The organism is Sphingomonas qomolangmaensis (genome assembly GCF_024496245.1).
Classification (GTDB): Bacteria; Pseudomonadota; Alphaproteobacteria; order Sphingomonadales; family Sphingomonadaceae; genus Sphingomonas; species Sphingomonas qomolangmaensis.
In genome coordinates, this window is sequence record NZ_CP101740.1 from 1649665 (window position 1) to 1672017 (window position 22353).

25 protein-coding genes, 1 tRNA gene and 1 pseudogene are annotated in these 22353 nt (G+C 63.7%); 14 read left to right on the top strand and 13 right to left on the bottom strand.

All coding sequences use genetic code 11. The features are described from left to right. Window position 1: 1 nt before the first annotated feature. From NMP03_RS07745 to NMP03_RS16250, 6 genes and pseudogenes are all read right to left on the bottom strand, one after another. Window positions 2–598: a hypothetical protein gene (locus tag NMP03_RS07745; protein ID WP_256507901.1), complete on the bottom strand. Its 597-nt coding sequence runs from the start codon at window positions 596–598 to the stop codon at window positions 2–4. Next, window positions 595–1173, bottom strand: coding sequence for a hypothetical protein (locus tag NMP03_RS07750; protein WP_256507902.1), 579 nt, complete (start codon window positions 1171–1173; stop codon window positions 595–597). Before NMP03_RS07750 ends, NMP03_RS07745 begins: the two co-directional genes overlap by 4 nt. Next, window positions 1163–2344 (bottom strand): hypothetical protein, encoded by a 1182-nt coding sequence (locus NMP03_RS07755; protein ID WP_256507903.1) that lies wholly within the window; start codon window positions 2342–2344, stop codon window positions 1163–1165. The genes NMP03_RS07750 and NMP03_RS07755 overlap by 11 nt, the downstream gene beginning before the upstream one ends. A gap of 24 nt (window positions 2345–2368) precedes the next feature. Next, window positions 2369–2509, bottom strand: coding sequence for a hypothetical protein (locus NMP03_RS07760; protein ID WP_256507904.1), 141 nt, complete (start codon window positions 2507–2509; stop codon window positions 2369–2371). Window positions 2510–2711: 202 nt separating this feature from the next. Continuing rightward, a complete protein-coding gene (locus tag NMP03_RS07765) occupies window positions 2712–3581 on the bottom strand; it encodes an AfsR/SARP family transcriptional regulator (RefSeq protein WP_256507905.1) in 870 nt (289 codons plus the stop codon). 855 nt (window positions 3582–4436) lie between these two features. Next, window positions 4437–5144, bottom strand: a pseudogene (locus tag NMP03_RS16250) (IS6 family transposase). 48 nt (window positions 5145–5192) lie between these two features. Between NMP03_RS16250 and NMP03_RS07775 the strand changes: the two are divergent. Further along, entirely contained in the window at window positions 5193–6230 is a 1038-nt protein-coding gene (locus NMP03_RS07775) for an HlyD family type I secretion periplasmic adaptor subunit (protein ID WP_256507906.1), read from the top strand. A gap of 402 nt (window positions 6231–6632) precedes the next feature. On the opposite strand, the gene NMP03_RS07780 is transcribed toward NMP03_RS07775, so the two are convergent. Continuing rightward, window positions 6633–7004 (bottom strand): hypothetical protein, encoded by a 372-nt coding sequence (locus NMP03_RS07780; RefSeq protein ID WP_256507907.1) that lies wholly within the window; start codon window positions 7002–7004, stop codon window positions 6633–6635. A 213-nt stretch (window positions 7005–7217) separates the two neighbouring features. On the opposite strand from NMP03_RS07780, the gene NMP03_RS07785 reads away from it, so the two are divergent. Then, window positions 7218–7730: a MucR family transcriptional regulator gene (locus NMP03_RS07785; RefSeq protein WP_256508057.1), complete on the top strand. Its 513-nt coding sequence runs from the start codon at window positions 7218–7220 to the stop codon at window positions 7728–7730. Between the two features lie 104 nt (window positions 7731–7834). Here the strand turns inward: NMP03_RS07785 and NMP03_RS07790 are convergent, their stop codons facing one another. Then, window positions 7835–8110, bottom strand: coding sequence for an HU family DNA-binding protein (locus NMP03_RS07790; RefSeq protein WP_256507908.1), 276 nt, complete (start codon window positions 8108–8110; stop codon window positions 7835–7837). 582 nt (window positions 8111–8692) lie between these two features. Between NMP03_RS07790 and NMP03_RS07795 the strand changes: the two genes are divergently transcribed. Further along, window positions 8693–9769, top strand: a complete 1077-nt coding sequence (locus tag NMP03_RS07795) for a DUF3616 domain-containing protein (RefSeq protein ID WP_256507909.1) — start codon at window positions 8693–8695, stop codon at window positions 9767–9769. 96 nt (window positions 9770–9865) lie between these two features. Here NMP03_RS07795 and NMP03_RS07800 read toward each other — a convergent pair whose 3' ends face one another. Continuing rightward, on the bottom strand, window positions 9866–11221 hold the full coding sequence (locus tag NMP03_RS07800) for a hypothetical protein (RefSeq protein ID WP_256507910.1): 1356 nt from the start codon (window positions 11219–11221) through the stop codon (window positions 9866–9868). 4 nt (window positions 11222–11225) lie between these two features. Further along, entirely contained in the window at window positions 11226–12188 is a 963-nt protein-coding gene (locus NMP03_RS07805) for an acyl-CoA desaturase (protein WP_256507911.1), read from the bottom strand. Window positions 12189–12277: 89 nt separating this feature from the next. Between NMP03_RS07805 and NMP03_RS07810 the strand changes: the two genes are divergently transcribed. From NMP03_RS07810 to NMP03_RS07820, 3 genes are all read left to right on the top strand, one after another. Next, complete coding sequence (locus NMP03_RS07810) at window positions 12278–12601, top strand: metalloregulator ArsR/SmtB family transcription factor (RefSeq protein WP_256507912.1); 324 nt, start codon at window positions 12278–12280, stop codon at window positions 12599–12601. A gap of 360 nt (window positions 12602–12961) precedes the next feature. Continuing rightward, window positions 12962–14245: an AAA family ATPase gene (locus NMP03_RS07815; protein ID WP_256507913.1), complete on the top strand. Its 1284-nt coding sequence runs from the start codon at window positions 12962–12964 to the stop codon at window positions 14243–14245. Next, complete coding sequence (locus tag NMP03_RS07820; protein WP_256507914.1) at window positions 14245–15105, top strand: HNH endonuclease family protein; 861 nt, start codon at window positions 14245–14247, stop codon at window positions 15103–15105. The genes NMP03_RS07815 and NMP03_RS07820 overlap by 1 nt, the downstream gene beginning before the upstream one ends. Window positions 15106–15525: 420 nt before the next feature. Here the strand turns inward: NMP03_RS07820 and NMP03_RS07825 are convergent, their stop codons facing one another. Further along, window positions 15526–16617: a PD-(D/E)XK nuclease family protein gene (locus tag NMP03_RS07825; RefSeq protein ID WP_256507915.1), complete on the bottom strand. Its 1092-nt coding sequence runs from the start codon at window positions 16615–16617 to the stop codon at window positions 15526–15528. A 62-nt stretch (window positions 16618–16679) separates the two neighbouring features. Here NMP03_RS07825 and NMP03_RS07830 point away from each other — a divergent pair, with 62 nt between their 5' ends. From NMP03_RS07830 to NMP03_RS07840, 3 genes are all read left to right on the top strand, one after another. Further along, window positions 16680–17339 carry a DNA-methyltransferase gene (locus NMP03_RS07830; protein ID WP_256507916.1) on the top strand — a complete coding sequence of 220 codons (660 nt, stop codon included), beginning with the start codon at window positions 16680–16682 and terminating at the stop codon, window positions 17337–17339. Then, a complete protein-coding gene (locus NMP03_RS07835) occupies window positions 17336–17668 on the top strand; it encodes a DUF5681 domain-containing protein (protein WP_256507917.1) in 333 nt (110 codons plus the stop codon). Before NMP03_RS07830 ends, NMP03_RS07835 begins: the two co-directional genes overlap by 4 nt. A gap of 110 nt (window positions 17669–17778) precedes the next feature. Next, window positions 17779–18093, top strand: a complete 315-nt coding sequence (locus NMP03_RS07840) for a hypothetical protein (protein ID WP_256507918.1) — start codon at window positions 17779–17781, stop codon at window positions 18091–18093. A 552-nt stretch (window positions 18094–18645) separates the two neighbouring features. Here NMP03_RS07840 and NMP03_RS07845 read toward each other — a convergent pair. Next, window positions 18646–18735: transfer RNA gene (locus tag NMP03_RS07845), tRNA-Ser, on the bottom strand. Between the two features lie 133 nt (window positions 18736–18868). Between NMP03_RS07845 and hspQ the strand changes: the two genes are divergently transcribed. From hspQ to NMP03_RS07865, 4 genes are all read left to right on the top strand, one after another. Then, window positions 18869–19252 carry a heat shock protein HspQ gene (hspQ, locus tag NMP03_RS07850; protein WP_256507919.1) on the top strand — a complete coding sequence of 128 codons (384 nt, stop codon included), beginning with the start codon at window positions 18869–18871 and terminating at the stop codon, window positions 19250–19252. 115 nt (window positions 19253–19367) lie between these two features. Continuing rightward, window positions 19368–19721, top strand: coding sequence for a 50S ribosomal protein L21 (gene rplU, locus NMP03_RS07855; protein WP_256508058.1), 354 nt, complete (start codon window positions 19368–19370; stop codon window positions 19719–19721). A gap of 23 nt (window positions 19722–19744) precedes the next feature. After that, the gene (gene rpmA, locus NMP03_RS07860; RefSeq protein WP_033920798.1) at window positions 19745–20014 is read left to right on the top strand and encodes a 50S ribosomal protein L27; all 270 of its coding nucleotides are present in this window, start codon (window positions 19745–19747) and stop codon (window positions 20012–20014) included. A 152-nt stretch (window positions 20015–20166) separates the two neighbouring features. Then, complete coding sequence (locus tag NMP03_RS07865; protein WP_256507920.1) at window positions 20167–20736, top strand: GNAT family N-acetyltransferase; 570 nt, start codon at window positions 20167–20169, stop codon at window positions 20734–20736. Window positions 20737–20776: 40 nt separating this feature from the next. Here the strand turns inward: NMP03_RS07865 and NMP03_RS07870 are convergent, their stop codons facing one another. Beyond that, window positions 20777–21631, bottom strand: a complete 855-nt coding sequence (locus NMP03_RS07870) for a metal-dependent hydrolase (RefSeq protein ID WP_256507921.1) — start codon at window positions 21629–21631, stop codon at window positions 20777–20779. A 54-nt stretch (window positions 21632–21685) separates the two neighbouring features. Here NMP03_RS07870 and NMP03_RS07875 point away from each other — a divergent pair, with 54 nt between their 5' ends. Beyond that, complete coding sequence (locus tag NMP03_RS07875; RefSeq protein ID WP_256507922.1) at window positions 21686–22264, top strand: TetR/AcrR family transcriptional regulator; 579 nt, start codon at window positions 21686–21688, stop codon at window positions 22262–22264. Window positions 22265–22353: the final 89 nt, after the last annotated feature.

Sequence of the window (22353 nt, forward strand, 5' to 3'; positions counted from 1 at the left end):
ATCAGGTCGTGCTTCCGAAGGCGTTGCTCGCGTACAGCAGTGCGCCGATCGCCACGAGGTTGTTGTTGCTACCCAAAATGCTGGAGCCGCCACCGCCGCCCGCTCCGCCGCCACCCATCAGGTCGGACCCGACCAGGTGGAGAAGGGGTGCCACCTGACCAATGCTCGATCCTGGCTTGGCGATCAGCGGAATCAGCGCCGACAGCGTCTGCGTGGTCTTGAGATCGCCGCGCAGCTTATCGACCTGCTTGCGCGTCGCAGCCTGGAAACGGTCTTGGTCGGCGATCGCGGTGCGTACGCGGCCATCGAGCGTCTTGATGCCGGTGGCGTTGGCGCGCACTTCGACCCGGACCCGCGCCAGCGCGGCTTCGAGCTGGGCCTGTGTCACTGGTCCGGCCGCGCCGCCACCGCCGGGCCGCGGACGGAAGGTGTTTCCACCGCGCGCGGTGGGCACCGGGCGGGCGGGGGGGCGCCGGCGCCGGCGCGATTCGAGGCTTTCGCCTTCGTCCTCACCGTCGCTCCAATCGAACACACTGTCGGGCCAGCTTTCGCCCTCGATGTTTTCGAAGACGCTGGTGTCATAATCGTAGCTCATCATGAGGCTCCCATCGTGGAGGTGGTTGGCATCGTCGGCGCGGCGGGTCGCGGCCATGTTTTGCGGCGCGCCGCGCGCCGCAGCGCACCCCGCACGCGCTCGACCGCGGGCATCACATAGCGTGCGAACTCGGCGGCCTCTGGCGCGCGTGCGCCGGGCCGTCCCGCGCCGTGGCAGGTTTCGCACAGCAGGTTGTCGCCGAAACAGGCGGAGCAGGCACCCAATGCAGCCGCCAGGTCCTCCAGGCGCTCGGCGCAAACCGCCTGCGCATCGAAAAGCCTTTGGGCAGTTGCCGCGAGTTCGGCGACCGCTTCGGCCTGTTCCTCCCGCACCTCTGCCATCAATTCCTCGCGGAGCGCCGTATTGGCGTCCTCGCCTTGGTCGTCGATCAGCTTCATGATCATGTCGATCTGCGGACCGCCGGCGCCACCCGCCAGCGCAGCCAACATCGCCTTGCGCGGGTCGCCCGCCCCCCCCCGGATCGCGTCGAGCAGCGCCATCGTTGGTGCCCCCGTCTCGGCGGTGCTATTGTCGGCGACCGTATCCAAGGGTTCGAGGAGGTCGGCCTCACCAGCCATGACGCGTCTCCGATTCCAGCGCGAATTCGATCGCTGCAGCATCGGCCAAGTCGAGTGCGTCGTAATATTCGCCGTCCGCGTCGTAAAATTCGCCATCACCGTCTTGGCTATCGCCGTCGCTCGGCCACGACTGATGTTCCAACGTGTCGATCAGCCGCTCGGCCTGCGCATCGTTCATCAAGTCCCACAACCGGGCGGCGCGATCCTCGGCGCTGGCCGGATCGCCGTAAAACGCCCCTTCCGCATCGGCCATGAAAGCCATGGCTTCGCCCTCGCTTTCGCCTTCCCGAGCCGCCGCACCGCCGGCCTGTTGCGCAAGGTGCGTCAGCAGCTGGGCGAAGGCGCTGGTAGGAACGGGCACCTGTTGCGGGCCCATCGGGATGCTCGGGCGGCCCATCGCCCCCAGTTGCAATGCAGCCAGCGCCTGCTGGGTTTCGGGTCGCCGCAACGCGCTTGCCAGCTGGCCGGGGCCACTCGCGCCGCCGAAGAGTTGCCCGAGCGCACCGGCAGCCTGGGGCGACCGCAACAGGCCGGCGACCTGCGACATCGCGTTACCCCCCATCGCTGCACCACGCCCCATCGCTGCACCACGCCCCATCGCCCCGCCGCCCATCGCGCTGCCGAGGGCGCCGGCGGCAATTTGGCCGACCTGGCCGGCGATCTGTCCGAAATCGGCGCCGCCGCGGCCGCGCGCAAGCCCTCCCAGACCGCTGACAACCGATCCGACGGCACCACCCGCGCGTCCCATCGGGGAGAATTGGCCGACCATCTGGGTCACGCCGGTCATCGCTTGGCCAACCTGACGCGCCGCCCCCGACCCGTAGCGGCTTAGTCCGGCACCGGCGCCGCCGACAGCGGCGCCCGCAATAATGCCCGGGATGCCCGCGGCGGACCCCGACATCGCACCTTGGATCACGCCGCCGCCGACATGCGCGACTGCCGGGGCGGCGCGCTGCGCGAAGCGGCCGACGTCGCGGGCTGCAGAGGAAAATGCTCGGCCGATTCCGTCGAACACGCCTTCGAGGTCGGCATCGATCGCCTCGGCGAAACCTTCGCCGAACGCCGAATCGACGTGCTCGCGCAACGCATATGTCGGCAGTGCCGCCAGCGATGGGTCGACGACTTCGCGCAAGTAGCGCAGGTCATGTTCCTGGTCGCCTTGGACGGTCATCGCGCTGCTCCCAGAAGGCCGAGCCTAGTTGTGCGTGCCGCCGGGGTGCGTCGCATCAGCGACGTCGCAATCTGCCAGCGCTTGCTCGAGCAGCGCCTGCAACCCGGCCATCGACCGAAAGGCGCCGATCGCGGGACCGCCCAGCCGCGTGAGCGTTCCGCGCATCGGCCCTGTCTCGCTGCCGCTAGGCTCAAACCAGATGCGAACGACGAATATCCGCGTGCGCTGCGGAACCGGCCTGTTGCTATCATTTTCGTGCCATTCATTGCCACGTTCCATGCGCTGTTCCGGCTCGGGATCTCCGAGTCGCATGCATCTTGGCATGCGCCGGTCACCGCATCGTCACCCGCGCATCACGGCACCGTCTCTACGGCACCGGCTCCGGCTTCGAAGCGCGGATCGCGGCGTCGATAGACCCGATCGCTTCGACCAGTGTGGCGCGGGTAGCCACCAGTGCCGTCAACGCTGAACCAACTTGCCTGATCGGCGGCGGCGCAGGGGGGCGCGCATCTGCCAATGCCCGCGCCAGCGCAGTTGTCTCGGGCATTGGATCCACCGCGAGTTCACGTCCGAGAACTTCGATGCACCGCCGATATTGCTGCAGCGCGAGCGCTCGATTGCCCGTTGCGGCATAAGCCTTCATCAAAAGGCGGTGCCCGTCCTCCCGCAACGGCTCGATCGCGCAAAGCAAGCGCGCCGCCCCCACCGCTGCCTCCCAATTGCCATCCTCGGCTTCGATCGTCGCGAGGTCGTAGAGTGCGTCGAGCCGCAGGCACGCCAATCGCTCGCGCTCGAGCAACGCCCATTCGGCGAAACTCTCGCCGAGAAAGTGGCCGCGATACAGGCGCAGCCCCGCCCGCAGCAATTTCGCGCGCCCGGGTCGAGTCACCGAATTGCGCTGATCGCGTGCGCGCATCACGCGCAACGCGAATGCCTCCGAGTCGATCCACGCATTTGGTGGCAAGCGCAGCGTATCACCTTCGGTCACCACCGGCGCGGCCCGATGCCGGGAAGCCTGCTTAAAGCGCCAGAGCGTGGTAGCCAAACAGTGACGCGCGCCGTTCTCATCTTTGTCGGGCCACAGTGCAGCGGCGAGCTGCGCGCGATTCGCACGATGCCCGGGACGACACAGAAGCAGCCCTATCAGCGACCAGCCCGATGCGGGCAGCTCGCACCTGCCCGAGCCGCTAAAATGTAGCGAGGAGTCTCCCAATACCGAAATCGACCAGTTGGGCAATGCGACGACTCCTCGGCAGCCGGCGTAACATTTTCAAACAAAATATTGAACGAATAAGCCGGATGTTAAAATCGAATCCGGTTCGCATTCGTTTACAGTTTAATTCTACAGCCAATAGATTTACTTTCCCACCACATACTTCGTCCCGGTGCACAATGGAAGGCGTTAGCCTATGCTCATGACTGATGTTACATCGGAGATAGCGCGTTTGCCTGACAGTCTGCCTAGGAGAATTATATGATCTCCGCCGTATCGCGCTTAAGATTACCGCTATGCTAACGTTTGTGCGCACGTAAATGCGATCGCGGTGCATTGACTTCCGGATCGCGTCAGAGCCCGCCTCGAACCTCGAGTACAACGAGCAATGCGGCTTAAGGATCACGGAGGCTGCAGCGTAGGTGCGATCGCCAAAAAGGCATTGCTGGGGTTCAGGCGACAGACCCGCGACGCTCCGCCGCACTGGCGGAGCGGCAGATCCTCTCGAGCTAGGCGGCCGCGAATTACCCGCGTACCTGCGCCATAGAAGGCAGTCTCACGCTTTCGGGTGGCCCCCTGAAGACTAGGTGGCGGAGAATGACAATCTCGAACTTGCGGTACTTGAGTACAGCATTACCGCTTGGTACCACTCGGTAATACGCCGGAGAATACGGCGGCAAAATCGGGTATCTTCGGTTTGCAGCTGGCTCTCTGCACTACCAAGTCTGCCGGAACCGTCGCGAATACGCGCCCGTTCTGGGGAAATCTCGTTTGATTTCAGATAGCTGGGACTAGTTGGCGGTGCTGTCAGTCTAACGCGAACCGCTCTCCACACGATGGACTCCGATCTTTGAGCGCGGCCGCCTAGCTGGCCAGGAGCTACCACTCCGCCAGTGCGGCGGAGCGTCGTTCGCGATAGGTTTGTCGATCGACGAGGTGACGTTCCAGGCTGAAGTGGTTGTGGACGTTGGCGTGAACCGAGGCGAATTTTTGCAGGGTCTTCATCTGCCTGAAGCGGAGCATCGCCCGCTCTCGTCGTCGGAATGGCAGATGCGAATTCTCCACCCGGTTGTTGGCCCAGCGTCCCACTTCCTGGCGATCGCGGCAGCCGAGCTCGTTCATTGCCGCGCCATAACTGCGCAGGCCGTCGGTGGTGATCGCTGCTGGTGAACCGTGGCGCTTGAGCGCCTTCTGCATGAAGCGCAGCGCTGCGTCCTTGTCTCGGGTCTTGGTGACGTAGCTTTCGAGAACCTCGCCCTCGTGGTCGACCGCTCGCCAGAGGTAGACCATCTCGCCGTTGAGCTTCACTTACATCTCGTCCAGGTGCCAGCGCCAGTGTCGAAAGCCCCGCATTTGGCTGACCCGCTGACGCCGGATGTCACCGGCGAACATTGGGCCGAACCGGTTCCACCACATCCGCACTGTCTCATGGCAGATCTCGATGCCGCGCTCGAAAAGCAGGTCCTCGACGTTCCGCAACGACAGCGGAAACCGCACGTACATCATCACCACCAAGCGGACCACCTCGGGCGACGAATTGAAACGGCGGAACGGGCTAGGCGGCAAGGCGCGGGATTTGCGGCTCATGAATGCCGCCTATCACCCTTCTACCAACGCTGCCACGTTGGTCTGACAATGCCCTCGCAGGCGATCCGACTGCTAGCCCAGCGCGCGCGGCTCGAATCCGAACAGCTGGGCACCATGCGCATCGATACGCCGCGTGCGTTCACCGCGCTGTCGCCAGAGGACCGCGCCGATGCAACCTTGGCGATGCGCTTGCAGAGGACTGAACTGGCAGCACGCACCGCCGTGCTCGCGGCGCAGCGCGGGGCGCTGGGGCAGCGGGTGGCACAGTCGGGTGAGCAGGGACGCGGATATCGCGACCAAGCGACTTCTGCCGCCGAACAGCTGCGGTTGATCGACGAACAGATTACCGCTTTGAAGCCCGTCGCCGATCGCGGCTTCGTGTCAAAGACCCGGATGCGTGAACTCGAACGCGCGCGCGCCGAGATTCAGGGACAGCGCGGCCAGTACAGCGCCAGCGTAGCGCAGAGCCGGGGGGCCGCGCGCGAGAACGAGATACAGGTGCTCGAGGCCGAGCAAAGCTTTCGCGAGCGCACCGCCGCCGAATTGCGTGATGTCGAGACCAGTCTTGGCGACGTCATGCCCAAATGGATCGCCGCGCGCGACCAGCTAGAGCGCACCGCGATCCGTTCCCCCGCGACCGGCGAGGTGGTCGGACTGACGGTGTTTACCCCCGGCGGCGTCATCGCGCCGGGGGTAAAGCTGATGGACATAGTCCCGGAACACACGCCATTACGCATCCAAGCGCGGATCGCACCTAGCGATGCCGATGACCTGCGCCTCGGGCAGCAAACGCTCGTAAAGTTCTCCGGCCTGCACGAACGGACGCTACCCAATCTTCAGGGCCGACTCACCCGCCTATCGGCTGACAGCTTTACCGACGAGAAGACCGGGCAAAGCTATTACACTGGCGAGGTTACCGTGCCTCGCGACCAGCTACGCCTGATCAGCAACCTGCGCGGCGAGGATTTCCCGCTGCGCGCCGGCATGCCAGTCGAAGTGCTGGTGCCGCTACGCAAACGCACCGCGGTCGATTACGCGCTCGAACCGCTGGTCGGCAGCTTCTGGTCGTCGTTCCGCGAACAGTAAGAACAACAAGTTTGATTTGCCAACAGAGGCCATGCCGGTGTCACAACCGAACGGTTGTGACACCACGTACCGGCGGCTTTGACCGTTCCAATCCTGAAAGCTGACCGGCATGAAAGCCCCCAATCTCAGACCATCATGGCGGTGACGTGGGGTCATCATCGGACGGCAGGATTTAGGCTTGCTGCCTCGTGGCGCGAATGACTGGGTTGGGGCGCAAAGCCGAATGGCAGCTACTCGGCATCATGACCCAGATGCGGACATTTGGACGCCTTTCCGCGCTCTCGGATTTATGCCATTCGTTCATGCGATACGGTTGGTGCTCGATACATGGCACATCGGTGCTGCCACCGCCGCATTGCTGGGTCTCGGGCGCATAAAGCGGTGCGATCAAATGATGAGCAATCAGGCTCCATCGTCTTCAATGTGCTCGCGGTTTGTAAAATTCAGCCGAACGATGCTGATTGGTCCGCCAGGGTCATCGTCGTCCTCCGCGAATTTAGAAGGAGGGCCGCCACGGCGGGCGCCTGCGGCGGAAAGCGACGGCATCTGCCCGTAGCTTGCCTGCGCAACCAGCATCCCCAAAGAGTGGGAATGGCCCCGCCGCACCGCCGACGCGACCCGAAGTTCGGTTTCCATCCGAATCGCCCGGATTGTCGTCGACGTGCGACCCTCGGCGGCTTCAGCGATGAGCCCCAAGTCTTTCGCGAGCGCAGTCTCCAGATCGCTCTGCTCATGCGGACGGAGCGCATCGGGCGCGGTACGGCTGGCAAGCAATGCCTGGCTTGTAAATGTCGAACAACCACTCACCCGGCGAGTGTGCAGGGTTCAGTACGGTGAGAAGGTCAGACGGTTCGATTTTCCTGATATGGTTCAAGCATGGAACGCTGCGCTGGAAAGACCATTCGACATTCGGATTACAGCCGATATGGTTGTTTTCAGCGCGGCGGAAACAGCGCCAGCGATTCCCTTCCCTTTCGAAAGATCAAAATGACCGACGAAGTACAATCGAATGCAGTCGACCTCGCAACCGAACTGACGATCGCATGGCTCGGTAACCAGAATAACCGCGCGGCTGCAGATGACGTTCCGGCCTTCCTGCGGACGATGCACGCGACGGTCACCGAGCTCGCAAATGGCGTCTCTGCTCAGAGCGATGAGAACACTGCCGAGGCCGCGGCGCCTGAATATGTTCCGGCAGTTACCGCGCGTAAGTCGTTGGCATCGAAGGATCACATTCTGTCGATGATCGACGGCAAGCCGTACAAGACGCTGCGCCGGCATCTCAACACGCATGGCATGACGCCGGAGGAATATCGCGCACGCTATAACCTCAAGGCCGACTATCCGATGGTCGCCGAGAGCTATTCGGAAGCGCGTCGCGCGATGGCCAAGAAGATCGGGCTCGGTAGCAAGGGTCGCCAGGCCCGCGCCGCAGCGGCCACCCCTGCCGAAGCGGCAAAGCCCGCAGCGCGCACACGCCTCAAGGTCGCGACTGCATGAATGCGAGCGGCGCGCGACCCTTGGGTCGCGCGCCGCCAGCCGTTCTCCAGCCGATTACTGCCGGCGCATGACTGCGTCGGCGGCGCCGACTGCCGTAATTCGGATCAGCCGTTCAGCTTGTCCTTCACCGCCTTGGCCGGTGTGAAGGCAAGCTTCTTCGAAGCAGCAATCTGGATCGCTGCACCGGTACCGGGATTGCGACCTTCGCGCGCCGCGCTTTCCCTCACCTTAAACTTTCCAAAACCGTTCAGCGACACTTCGTCGCCAGCGGCGGCGGCTTCGGTGATCGCGGCAAAGACGGCGTCGACCAGCTTGCGCGCATCGGCCTTCGAAAGTTCGTGCGCCTCGGAAACGCGGTCGGCGAGATCGGAATTGTTCATGGCATTATGCTCCGTTTGCTTGGGGCGCGCCCTCTAGATTCGGTAGCGATCGGCGTCCAGCGCTGCTTGCCCCTTAGGCCGTTGCGCTGTGCTCCAGCGCCGTGATGCGACTGGTCGCAACTCACCCTCGCTTACACCACCGATGCGCGACCTGGTTCAGCTGCTCGACCCGGACTCGCCCTATGCCTCAGGCTTCGGGAAATGGGCGAGCGAGGCCAGATAATTCGGGCCGAAACTAGGTCGATGATTGCCTGGGGGGAATTGTCGAGCCGCTTCTATGCAGAAGCCGCGGGCGGAGCGTTTGGCAGCTTCTGGCGTCGCTCAGAGCGTCGCTCGACGGCAGGAATTGGGGCGCAATGCCGACGGGCAGCTACGTGACATCACGACCCACAAGCGGACGTTCAGCCTATTCTCGGCCCGGCCCGCAAGCGGACGTTAGTTCATCTCGTTTGGACGACGGATTTGGTTCATAAGAGGAAACGCGCAAAGCCCAATCGCCGTTGAAAGCCGTAGATGCCCAAATCCCCTTCCTTGCGTTCGCCTTGGGCTTCCACGACCAAACCTGCGGGGGAGGAAGATCTGGTGCTGGATGCCGACTGCGGGGGTGTGGACGATCCGACCCTCGATCTGTCCGCCGCCGCTCGGCACGGGAACACCTTGTTCCTTGGTAGTGACGAGGGTGTCTGTCTGGAGCGGTTAAGCCGCGGCGCGGCCGCGTGGGCAGACCACCAGCGCTTCCCGCTTGATGCTATCCTCGATCTCGATGCCTCAGAGGAGGCCGATATCGAAGGGCTTGCGGAGGACGGTGGCTGGCTCTGGGTGCTGGGGTCGCACGCCCGAACGCGCCCCAAGGTGGGGAAAGCAGACAATGACCACATCGACTTGTCCGCATTCGCGACCTTGAAAGATACCCGCCCCCGCTGTCTCCTCGCGCGCGTGCCGCTGGCCGTAGACCCGAACATTCCGGCCACGATGCGGCCGGTGCGGCTCGATGGAGAGCGCCGTGCAGGCATGGTGCGCCAGACCAAACACGGCAATCGCCTGGCGCATATGATGAAGGATAGCGCGCTTCTGAAGCCGTTCACCCGGATCGCGGCCAAGGAAGGCGGCGTCGATCTGGAGGGGATTGCCGTTGCGGGCGGTAGGGTGGCGATCGGCATGCGCGGGCCGGTCATCCAGACCTACGCCGTGCTGCTGGAGGTGGAGATCGTTCCGAAGCCTTCGGGGCGCCTGACGATCGCCGGCCAACTTCACATGCGCCTTCTCGAGCTGGACGGCTTGGGTATCCGCGACCTGAAGCGTGATGGCGCGGATCTCCTGATCCTTGCGGGACCGACGACCGGGCTCGACGGGCCATGCGCCATTTACCGTTGGGCAGACTGGCTCGGCGATCCGCCGCGGGATTATACAGTGGTGCGACGGCACAGGCCGGAACGGATCATCGACCTCCCCTTTGGTCGCGGCGACGATCACCCGGAGGGGTTGGTGTTACTCGACGGGATCAACGGCGAACGCGACGTGCTCGTGATCTGCGACAGTCCTGCCGCGAGCCGCCTCGATCCCGCGACGCGCAGCGTGCGGTGCGATCGATTCCGCATGCCTATCAAACAGCGAGGGTTGCAAAAAGCGGGCGACCCGAGCTCGGATCGGCTCCGGTAGTGACGACCCACAACCGGACGCTCAGCAGGCATCATTCATTCTCCGAAAACAGCCGTTTGTTCATCGGGGTATCGAAGCCTGTCCTGGCGAACGGAGCTACACATCTAGAACTCGATCAGCCTTGGCGACTTGTTCGGCTTTCCGCTTCAGGTCGTTGAGCACCCGGGACAAATTGATCCGGATTGCAAGCCGGGCCAACGGCTCCCAGTACAGCCCCGGATCGATGCGAAGGACATGGCGGGCGTCGATGACAAGCCGGGTGCCCCCACCCCGAAGCGGCAGGAGCGTGAAGCGGGTCGTGCCGGTGTCGAAATAGCCCTGGACGTGCGGTGAGTGGACGCGGCGATACGGGCTCATCTCCTCCATGGCGGGCGGCTGGGTCAGCACGGCGAAGGCAAGCTGCCGACCGGGCACCCATTCCGTCACCCGCTCGCGCGCGATACCAGTCGAAAACGCGCCCAGTCGCACTGCGCCGACGCCTTGCCCCAGCAACCGCCCGCGCACGGGATAGGCGAGGCCCGCCGCACCGGTTAGTCCCGGGCCGCCCGCGATCGTTCCGTTGCCTATCAGCGCCGCCCAGACCGCCGCGCGTGGGGCCGCCACGTCGACCGACTGTCGGCTGGCGATCGGCACTTCGGGCGGCATCGCGGCCTCCAGCATGAACAGCGCGGGCAACAGCGCCACGCTCGCCAGCGGCCGGCTGTTGCCGAGCGCCGCTCGTGCCACCGCACGCCCGGCGGCACCGCCGACCACCGCAACGATCGCACCGAGCGGAGCGGCCAGCAGGATGCAGACGAGGCCCTCAAGCGCCAACGCGACCAGCGCAACCGTCCCCAGCGCCGCCGAGATCAGCACGAGCCGCGCGGTGCTGCGCCCCGTAAGCAGCAACCGCCGGTTCGCCAGATAGCCGGTGGTCACGCCCACCAGGAAGGGCGTCGCCACGAACAGGCTCCAGCCATAGCTGCCGAGCGTCAGCGCGGAGATCAGCACCGCCGCGACGATCAGCCCGACACCCGCCAGCACGCCTTGGATCACATGCGCGACATCCGCCCCCGGCACGCGCTCCGGTGCGGCCTCCGTCCGTCGAGCAAAGCGTGGTAGCAACGCCAGCACCAGCACGACGGCGAACTGCAGCGCGGGCACGACCGCCACCGCCGCGAGCGCATGCCCCCCGCCCGACCAGTTTGCGCGCCGGAACGACACCAGCGCCAGGACGCCGGCCGAGGTCAGCGAGATGGCAAAGGCCAACGCGGCCTGGCTAGCCGGCAGATCGGGGCGCATCGCGAACCGCCGGAGCGGCAACAGCCAGAAGCCTGCATCGGGGACGAGCGAGCCGCCGCTCCCGACAAGCATCAGGAACACGGCAAGGTGCGGCACCAGTAGCAGCACCGGCGCGAGGATCGCGTAATCGGCCGGGCGCGTCGTGCCGGCGAAGGAAGGCAAACGAGGCATCGGCTCAACCCCTTCCCACGACAGCGACCGCAGCCGGCGGGCTCGGATGCCCATGTTCAGGCGCAACCCGGGTCAACGCACCCTCTCGCGCCAGATGTTGCGGCAGCGCGATATCCCAGACAAGCTCGGCCTTCTCCAGAAGCAGCAGGAACGCGTACCCCCAGTCACTCTGGCCGGGGTAGAGACCGATCCGCGCTGATCCCGGAAACGCGTGGTGATTGTTGTGCCAGGCCTCGCCCATCGTCGCGATTGCCGCCCAGGGGACGTCGTGCGCCTGCACGCCCGCCTCAGTCACCAACCAGCTTTGCGGCCCCGTCCGGTGTGCCATGTGTCCGACGAACCAGTGCCCCGTCACCGACAGCGTGACACGTACGCAGATGCCCCAGACCAACCAGCTCCAGCCCCCGGCAGCGAACAGCAACGCCGCGATCGGCAGCTGCTGCGCCATCCACGTCGCCTCCAGGAAACGGTAGAACGGGTCCCGCCCCGCCCGGCCCAGATCGAACGCGGGCGGATGCGCCAGCTCCAGCCGGCAATGCAGCTGCCACCATGCATCGTGAAGCGGCGGGCGGCGGTGCGCCAGATAGTCGTGGCAATCGCTCCGCCGCTGCGCCCAGTCGCGCAGGTCGTGGGTGCGGATCATCCGCAACGGCCCGCTCATGCCGACTAGCGTGCCGATCCAGACAAGCAGCCGCTCCAGCCACAACGGGCATTCGAAGCTGCGGTGAATCAGCCGGCGATGAAAACCCACGCTATGGCCCAGCAATAGCGTCGCGCCAGTGAGCAGCAAGCACACCGCCAGCGCCCCCCAGCTGAACAGCAATGGCGCCACCACCAACGAAGCGGCCATCATGGTGCCGGTCCACAGAGAATGCACTGAATCCCACCGTACGACGCCCGCAACCGGACTGCTTCCGGGCAGCTCAACCAGCGTGTTCACGTGGCAGCGATCGGGATAGAGTGTCATGCCAGCCTCCAGGTGTTTAACTCAGGGCTTAATTACCCACGAGACGGCGCCCCTTGTCAAGTGGTTAGCTCATCCCTTAATTAATCGGCATGCAGAAAGTTTTCGAGGCACTCGCCTCCATCCCCCGCCGCAAGATCCTAGCCTATCTGGCGCATGCCGAACTGAGCGCGGGCGAGATCGCGTCGCGCTTCGAAATGTCCAAACCCGCGGTATCCCAGCATCTGTCCGTGCTGGAGAACGCTGGACTGGTGGCGAGCGAGAAGCGCGGCCAGTTCGTGTTCTACCGACTGGTCGCGGACAATCTCGCCAATACCCTCAACGCTTACGTCCAGGAAGTCTGCCCCGTGTCGCGCCCCCTGAAGGCGGAAAGCGCCAACCAAGCGCGCAAACAGGCGGCTTCCGGCGACAAGTAGCGAGTTCGAGCCAAACCCGGCCACTCCCGGCGGCTAATCGCCTTCCCAATTTCCGACGTCCATTCATCAGTTCTCGATCACCCCGCAGCGCCGTTAGAACGGCGAAAAATGGAGCATAGCGGTCACCACGAATGACCGCGCTAGCAAAAACCGGACGCGCGTTCCGTCAAAAGCCTCAAACGCGCGATCAACCCGATCCGCTTGGTAGGCCGCTGAGATAAGGGTCAAATAGGCGGCAGATTGCTCTGATTAACCACCCAGCGTTTCGGGGATGACGGCTGTTGGTTCCGACGGGGTAATTCGCTAGAAGTTCTAGTCGCTGAAAGTTATGCCAGCCCTCCCGCCGATGGATCCGCTATCATGTATGTCAGACGCCTCCAGATCGCGAACATCCGGTCGATCGACAGCTTGGACCTGCGTTTCGCGTCGACACAGACCGCAGGCTGGCATGTTATTCTTGGCTCTAACGGCGCAGGAAAATCGAGCGTGGTGCGTTCGCTTGCGCTAGCGCTCTCCGGCCCTAAAGAAGCCGCCGCGCTCAGACAGAACTGGAGTAACTGGCAACGTTACGGATCGGAGGATGCCTCGATCAAACTTCAGGTCGAAGTCGATCCGAAAGACATTTTCACGAAGACTGGCCGGCGCACGGATACCATCGACGTGGAGCTGCTCTTCAAAGCGGTTGAATCCTCGATCGGCGGACCCCGGGTGGACGTCACACCTGGGACCGGTCAGCAGGTTGGCGCTCGCTCAATCTGGGGCACAAATGCGGGCTGGTTCTCGGCATCCTTCGGCCCTTTTCGGCGGTTCACGGGCGGCGACCAACAGTATGACCGACTGTTCTTCTCCAATCCCCGTCTGGCTCCCCACCTCTCCGCGTTTGGCGAGGATGTCGCGCTTACCGAAGGGTTGCGCTGGCTTCGCGAATTGCGCGTACGCCAGCTCGAAAGCAGTTCGGAGGACGGCCATCTGCTCGAGCATCTGATCAAGTTTTTGAATAGCTCGGAGCTGCTCCCGCATGGGGCGAAAATTTCCGAGGTCCGAAGCGAAGAGATCGTGATCACCGATGCGAACGGAGCGCGAGTAATCGTAGAGCAATTGAGCGACGGCTATCGCTCCGTCCTCTCGATGATTTTCGAGATCCTCCGGCAGATGACCCGGTCGTACGGGGTCGATGCCGTTGTGAACGCCCTCGACATCGCGGGGAGCTCCGTCAACCTACCCGGCGTCGTCGCCATCGACGAAGTCGATGCCCATCTGCACCCGTCTTGGCAGCGGGACATAGGGCCCTGGTTCACCCGCTGCTTCCCGAAGGTTCAATTTCTCGTCACGACCCACAGTCCGATCATCTGCCGGAACGCGACGACTGTCTGGCGGCTGGCGAGTCCGGGGAGCGGAGAGCAATCCGGCTTGATCGAGGGCGTGGCGTTGAACCGCCTCATACATGGGTCGATCCTAGACGCTTTTGGAACCGAATTCTTCGGTCGCGACATTGCGCGCTCCGAGGACTCGAAGCAGCTTATGAACGAATTGGCGCAGTTGAACCGCAAGGCGCTGAAAGGCCAACTCGCCGCGGGCGACGAAGATCGTATGGAAGATCTACGATCGATGCTGCCGACGACGGCGGCAACGGTCGCAGCCTAATGCTTAAGATTGCTGTGCGTGATCTGCCTGAATCGGCTCTCAAGACGTTAAATGCGATCCAGGCGATCGTCGATAAACCAGCGGACTATCCCGCACGCGTGGCCAAGGCCAAGAGTGAGTGGGATGCAAAGATCAGTTCTAATGCGAAGAAGGATGCTTTCAAGACGATACGTGAGACCCTCGCCAAAATGTGCGTCGGCTCGGCACGTTGCAGCTACTGCGAAGATTCCCTTGCTGACGAAATCGAGCACATTCAACCAAAAAACCTGTTCCCCGAGCACGCCTTTGTTTGGGGTAACTACCTGTTCGCTTGTGGTCCCTGTAACGGTCCGAAAAGCAACCGCTACGGCGTGCTGAACGGAACGATCGTCGACGAGTTCATGCGCGGGCGCAATGACGCAGTCGTACCGCCTGCAGCGGGCGTACCGGGCTTCATCGATCCGCGCACAGAGGACCCGTTCTCGTTCCTCGAGATTGACCTTGGAGGTGTGACGCCCGGGGGAACGCGCATTCAAGGCACTTTTGACATTCTGCCGCTGGACGGGCTCGGCGAGGCCGATCTTGCCCGCGCAACCTTCACGATCGATGTTCTTGGCCTCAACCGCGAAGCAATCCGCGAAGCGCGCAAAAACGCGTTCGGCGGGTTCTCGGCACGAATGCATCAATATGTTGCTTCGAAGGAAAACGAGGCCGACGCGCACGAACTGGCGCATTTGGAGACCGATCTCCTCAAGACGCCGCATTTGAGTGTGTTCGAGGATATACGTCGGCAACGAAGTCTCTTACCAGACCTGCTCGACTTGTTCGCTCGCGCGCCAGAAATGTTAGACTGGAAGGTCGTACCTGACGCTGCAACGTAGCTGATGCCAAGAAGGTTTTGGAAGGTACTGTCAGAGCTGATGCACCGCCCCTATCCAGGTTGGTTCAAACTGTGATTGGAGCGCTCGCAACCACCGTATGTTCACTATTTGATTTTGGCTTGTATCGCGTTCGCCTCCCGCCGAAAATGCGTCTTTTTCCGAAGCGGAGGCACAACGAACCAGATGCTGGTTAGTTTGACAGTACCGCTGGCTTTTATCCGCGCGCCAATCGACCAAATCACGGAGGCGGTCCGCGCGGTCGCACCGGACCGGGAGCTAGCTGCCCGGTTAGAGAATCTCGACATTGAGACACAAGCAATTCTGCACTGGGGGTCACCGTGCTTCTTCGAATAGTATCAAGCATGCGGCAGTGAGGTAGCGGCAAAGCCCCGGTAACTGCCGATGGTAACCCATTGACGATCACTGCGCTCCCAGCAGTTCGACCCTCGTCATGACGCCGGCGACCGGCTGGTGCACCCAGAATTCTCTGCACAGGCGCCCGGTCACCTCCTCGAGCGCCCTAGAATACAGTGCGACTTGGCCGGCGAAGGAACGCAATCTGCTTTCGTCTAAAGCCATAGACCCAGGAAAGCTCTTGTGGTCGATCACGACGAAGCCGTTTCCGTCATCAATAAGGAGATCAATGCGGCCACCGATTGTCTGCATACCCACCGCCGCATGGACCGGCCATTCCCGCAGCCTGGCAGAATCTCCGAAGCGCCCGCTGAGGAAGGAATGAAAACGGTCCGAGACGGCGACGAGATAATTCGGATTGACCTGCAGAGCACCCCACCGGGACAACATGTCAGTAGCCACCTCGCGTCGCGTCTGCGGGTCGATGCTTGGGTCGTCACAGGCAAGAAATCGATGGAAGGCCTCTCCGAGCGCTTGAAGGTCGGGATCGCCAACAAGCGCGATCCTTGGTCCCACGCTGATGGTCTCCACTACCGCGACGATACCGTCGGCCGCAGTCGCACTGGGCCGGAGCCGCAGCGGCGGGTGCGCAGTGCGCTCAAACAATGGTCGGACGAACTCACCGGCCGCGGGGGGCGTTGAATCGCAAGCTGGAGACGGCGTGCGCACCTCAAACCGTCTTCCGCCCACACTGACGACGCCGCTGCTGGCAGCGACGAGGGGCGCACCGTCGTCACCCGTTAGTTCGTCCAGCCATTCCGCCGGCTGCCCCGTGAGCGCGAAAACCAAGTGGTCGCGCGGTCGCGTCATGCCGACATATAGCAACCGTGTGCGTTCAAGCCGTTCAGCGGCAAGCGCTTCGATGCCCTGAGGGCTTGCTGGCGCCGAGACGTCCAGGCCTACACCTACCTGCTGCTCGCCATAGGGCCATGGCCAGTAACGTAGGACACGCGCTGCAAGCGGCGCACGCCAGTCCGGCGGACTTTCGTCTTCGGCGACGATGCCGAACGGCGAACCCTTCGCCTTGGATTCTAGTTCAACCAACACCGTGATCGGCCACTCCAGGCCCTTCGCTTGATGGTAGGTGAGCACCTGCACAGCGTCCGGGTGTCGGCTCTGCGGCTGCGCTCCGACTGCTTGCGAGGCTAGCCAGCGGCGAGATGAGTGAAGCACAGTTCGCCGAGTTTTTGCGCAGCGTGTTCGCTAATGCCGCGGCAGTGAGCATCGACGGCGCTATTCATTTTCAGTGCATGGACTGGGGGCACGTAGAGGAAATGCAGAGGGCCGGCCGGCAGGTGTATTCAGGTCTTCAGAACCTGTGCGTCTGGGTCAAGGACAATGGCGGCATGGGAAGCTTCTACCGAAGCCAGCACGAAATGGTATTCGTTTGGAAGGTGGGTAAGGCGCCACACCTCAACACGGTCGAGCTCGGCAGGAACGGGCGCTATCGGACCAACGTCTGGCACTATCGCGGTGCAACCAGGACGGGACGGGACCCCGAGCTTGCGCTGCATCCGACTGTGAAGCCGGTAACGATGATCATGGATGCTATAAAGGACACTTCGAAGCGCGGCGAGATCGTGCTCGACCCATTCGGTGGCTCGGGCTCCACTCTTATTGCCGCTCACAAGACGGGCCGCCATGGCCGACTGATCGAGTATGAGCCCAACTATTGCGCGGTTACGATCCGCCGTTGGGAGAAGCTTGCAAAGCGCGACGCGGTGCTCGTGGCTACCGGAGAAACGTTCGCCGAGGTGTACGCACGCCGCAACGCAGAGATGGACCGCGTCGCGACCCTTGCCTTGGAGGACGCGGCATGAGTGGCAGCGTCGCGCGCGGCGGCAATGGCCGGTTTGCCAAGGGGCAGTCTGGCAACCCCGAGGGGGCGCGTACCCGTCGGCGGGGGGAGCTAATGAACTTGGAAGAAATCAATCGCACGATCCTCCGTGTTTTTACCAGCCGGACGCAGATGATGATCGCTGGAAAGCCGCAGGACGTTACCCTCTTGGAGGCGAATGTATGGGGCCTGGCGTCCGGCAAGCCGTCTAATCGCCTTGCGTCGAAGGACGTCATCGAGCTGACGAAGGACGCAGCGTCCTTTCTGGAGGAGCTCGAACGCCGAGAAAAGCGGCGGGAGCGGGGGTATTGAACGGACGGGACGCTGGCGGGCGCTTTGCTCCTGGCTTCTCGCCGGACCGGGGGCGCGGCCGGGCAGCAGCCGCTCCTGCCATCGCAGCGCATGAAGCATGGCGGGCTTCGGTGCTGCTGGTCGCGAACGCGCCGACCGCAGTCCGCACTTCCAACGGTCGCCGACGTACCGTTCCGCTGTTCGAAGCACTGCTGTTGCGCTTGGCTACGGGTCAGACCAGTCGCCGCACTTCGCCGACCGCGTTCCTGCGGTTGGTCATCGAGTGCGCCGCCGTGGAACCCGAACCGGATCAGCCAGCACCAACCCCTAACCCAGCGCTTATTTGCGCGAGACAGCAACTCGACGCTGCCATCATGTCCAACACCAATGCGGCGATTGACGACGCCATCGTCGCTTACATGGCAGCGCTGCCCACCGCCCGCTGATCCAATTGTCTGATTGCTGTTGGGTGCAAAGTAAACGGCTTGATCAGCCAGATTTCCCGCCGACGTGACTTGCAAAACGCCGTTGACCCAGTCTGGTAAACGCGGCCTGCCAGATTGCGTTCGGCCTCCTGCCAAAGCCGTCTAACCTGCCAAATAGCCCCTGCAACCTACCTGCAATTTATTGCGAGCTTCACCCTCTGCCCGGCGAATAGTTTCAATACAGATCAACCACTTGGTCTAGTCCCAGCCCCCATCCATCGGTGGATCCCGGCCGTTGGAAATTTGGTTCTGGTGGGACGGGGCCCAGGCGCGGAACCGTACTGCCCGGTGAGATGCCGAAAACCCGCGAAGGAACGGCACATTCAGGCTATCGTCGTCCGCGTACATCGCACGGATGAGGTACTGCCGTGACCCCTTGCAGAGAATCGGACGGGAAACCGCGCTACCTTTGGCCGCCGATGCGTCTCTGCAGTACCTCACCTAGCCAAAACGGCCCGGGAACGCGCCAGTTACCAGGCGCATTCTTCGGACCCGAGGAATTCGAAGACTGTTTGGCGGAGAGGGTGGGATTCGAACCCACGGTACCCGCAAGGGCACGCCGCATTTCGAGTGCGGTACATTCGACCACTCTGCCACCTCTCCGCGAGGTCATTTGGTGCCGGCGGACAGCGTGTCCGAGACCGGCTCCGGTCGACGAAGGCGGGCGTCTAATCGACAATCGACAGCCGTGCAAGGGGCTGCTTGTGCACTGCGCAACAACCATTAGATTGGGGGCATGTCGCAAAACCAGTTTCCCCATGATCACCCGCTCGACCCCGGCGTGCCGCTGCCGCCGATCGCGCATGCGCGCTTCAACGTGGGCGAAGTCGTCCGCCACCGCTTGTTCGACTTTCGCGGCGTGATCTTCGACGTCGACCCGGTCTTCGCCAATACCGAGGAATGGTATGACGCGATCCCCGAGAGCGTTCGTCCGCGCAAGGACCAGCCCTTCTACCACCTGCTCGCTGAAAATGCCGATTCGAGCTATGTCGCCTATGTCAGCCAGCAGAACCTGGTGACCGACGACAGCGACGAGCCGATCGACCATCCGGCGATCGGCGGGCTGTTCGACAAGCTCGATAACGGTCGATATCGGCTGAAACAGAGCCATCGGCACTGACATCCAGGGGCGCAGGCGGTTGACAGCCGCCGCCCCTTGGCATAACCGCACCTTTCCTTCTCGCGGGGCTTTGGCTTTTCGCGGGGATTACGCATTGAAGAAGAGTCGAAAGCCCATGTTCGCAGTCGTGCGCACGGGCGGCAAGCAGTATCGCGTTGCCGCCGGAGACAAGATCGTCGTCGAGAAGATCGACGGTGAAGCTGGTGATTCGGTCACGCTGGGCGATGTCCTGATGACCGGTGAAGGCAGCGATTTGAAGGCTGGCAGCGGGCTTACCGTCGCCGCCGAGATCATTGCGCAGGCGAAGGGCGACAAGGTCATCGTCTTCAAGAAGCGTCGCCGCCACAATTATCGCCGCAAGAACGGCCATCGCCAGAATCACACGATCCTCAAGATCGTGGCGATCGGCGGCGAGCGGGCCAAGGGCGAGCAGGCCAAGGCCGGCGCCAGCGAAGACGCTACGGCCTGATCCGAGCACGAGGAGCATAGACAATGGCACATAAGAAAGCAGGCGGCTCGTCGCGCAACGGTCGCGACTCCGAGAGCAAGCGCCTTGGCGTGAAGAAGTTCGGCGGCCAGCTGGTCGTGCCGGGCAACATCCTGGTGCGCCAGCGCGGCACCAAATTCTATCCCGGCCCGAACGTCGGCATCGGCAAGGACCACACGCTGTTCGCGTTGGTCGACGGCCATGTCGCGTTCAACAAGGGCAAGCTCGGCCGCACCTTCTGTGCGGTCCAGCCGATGGCGCAAGCCGCAGAATAACGGGCAACCGGCCGGGTTGCCCACCAGGGCGACCCGGTGTTCCGTCAAGGAACCAGCGAACAAGGGAGACGGGTCACCCCGGTCTCCCTTTTTTCATGCTCCCTCCCCTGCCCCGCCGCTCGCCGGCGACGGCGTTTGCGAGGAGCGCGAGCATGTTCATACGAACGGCAAGACTGACATTGCGGCCCGGCTGGCCCGAGGACGCCCCCGCTCTGTGCGCGGCGATCGCCGATCGCGGCATCGTCAAGATGCTCGCACGGGCGCCCTGGCCCTATGGCCCCGTCGACGCGGCGGCATTCCTGGCGCAGCCTGCGCGCGCGGGTGAACCCAATTTCCTGATCTTCGAGCATGTCGATCGCGCGGTCCGGCTGATCGGCAGCATCGGCGTGCACCGCGACGACGCCGGCGCGCTCGAGCTCGGCTATTGGCTAAGGCGCGATGCCTGGGGGCGCGGCTATGCGACCGAGGCGGGCGCGGCGGTGCTCGATACGCTGCGCGCCAGCCTGCGGATCGAACGAATCGGGTCGGGGCGTTTCATCGACAATCCGGCGTCGGGCCGGGTGCTCGCAAAGCTCGGGTTTGTGCCGACCGGGGCGGTCGAGCCGCGCTGGTCGCGCGCCCGCGGTGTCGCGGTGCCGTGCGTGCTGTATGAAAGCAGAACGCCTTCTCCCCTCCCGCTTGCGGGAGGGGTCGGGGGAGGGCTTGTCGAAGCGGCGGCGTGACAGGCCCTCCCCTAACCCCTCCCGCAAGCGGGAGGGGGACTTACGCCACCGCCGGCATCCTCGCCGCGGCATAATTGCTGTCGACCTTGCCGATCAGCGCGCGATCGTCGTGGTTCCAGGGGTGGAAGCCGGGCAGGAAGAAGCTTGCCCAGGCGCCCATGATCTTGCGCGCCATGCCGGGGCGGCCGAAGGCGTAGCGGAACAGCCGCCACTGCACCGCTGGCCCGCGCAGCCCGTCCTGGTCGAGCAGGTCAAGGATCCCGGTGGTCCGCCCGTGGAAGAACTTGGCGGTCACGATCACCATCACGAGCGATTTTACATACCAGCGCTTCAGCCGGGTCCAGTCGCGCGTCGCGTGCATCCAGGTGTCGTATGCGACCCCCTTATGCTCGATCTCCTCGATCGCGTGCCAGCGCCACATCGCCACCGCCTCCGCATCGCCGCCTGCCAGATGCGCCGGCGTCGCGACCAGCTCGTGCGCCAGGATCGCGGTGAAATGTTCGAGGCACATTGTCGCGGCCAGATTGGCGATCGGCGGCCGCCCCTTGGTGATCGCGAGTTCGTCATCGACGCGCCGCTCGAGCCGCGACACGTCATAGCCCTGGTCGGTGACGTGGCGGTTGAACGCGACATGTTCGCGCGTGTGGAGCACTTCCTGCTTCACGAACGCGTTTATTTCGGCGGCAAGCCGCGGCGGCGCATCGTCGCGGAACTTGCGCACCGAATCGACGAAGAACCCCTCCCCCTTGGGGAAGGTGACCGACAGCGCGTTGTAGAAGGCGGTCGCGATCGGATCGTCGTTCAGCCACCAGCGGCGATACCGATCGCCGCCGCGACCGAAGCGACGATCGCGCGGGGTGATCGTCAGGTCGGCGGGAGTCTTTGCTTTCGACACCGAAATCCTCCACGGTTTGCGACAGATGGCCCGAGATAATCGCTACTTACATTCATGTCAATAGAACGCAAAAGGCTTAGCCCGGAGCAGTCGCGAGTCGCTGCGCTGCAGGCCGCGCGCGAGCTGCTGATCGAAGCCGGCCCGCAGGCGGTGACGCTCAAGGCGGTCGCGGCGCGGATCGGGCGCACCCACGCCAATCTGCTCCACCATTTCGGATCGGCAGCGGGGCTGCAAAAGGCGCTGGCCGAGAGCATGGCCGATACGATCACCGCGAAGATCGGTGCCGCGGCCTTGCGCGCGCGCGCCGAGCAGGACCCGCGCGAGGTGGTCGAGCTGACGTTCGATGCGTTCGACAAGGAAGGCGCCGGCGCGCTGGCGAGCTGGATGATCCTGTCGGGCAACAACGACGCGCTCGACCCGATCCTCGAGGCGATCCACCGGCTGGTCGACGATCTTTCGGCGGCGGGCCATGGCGACCGGCCGATCCATGACGACACGCTGCAGCTGGTGCTGATGGCGCTGGGCGATGCGCTGATGGGTGGGCCGATGGCCAAGGCGCTCGGCCTGCCGCGCGATACCGCCAGGCGACTGGCGTTGCAGGCGCTGGTGCGATCGCACGGGGTGAACGCCTAGATCCTCCCCCGCCAGCGGGAGGGGGACCAGCGAAGCGGTGGAGGGGGCGGGCACGAGCGGCCGTTGGTACTCCGCCCCCTCCGTCAGCC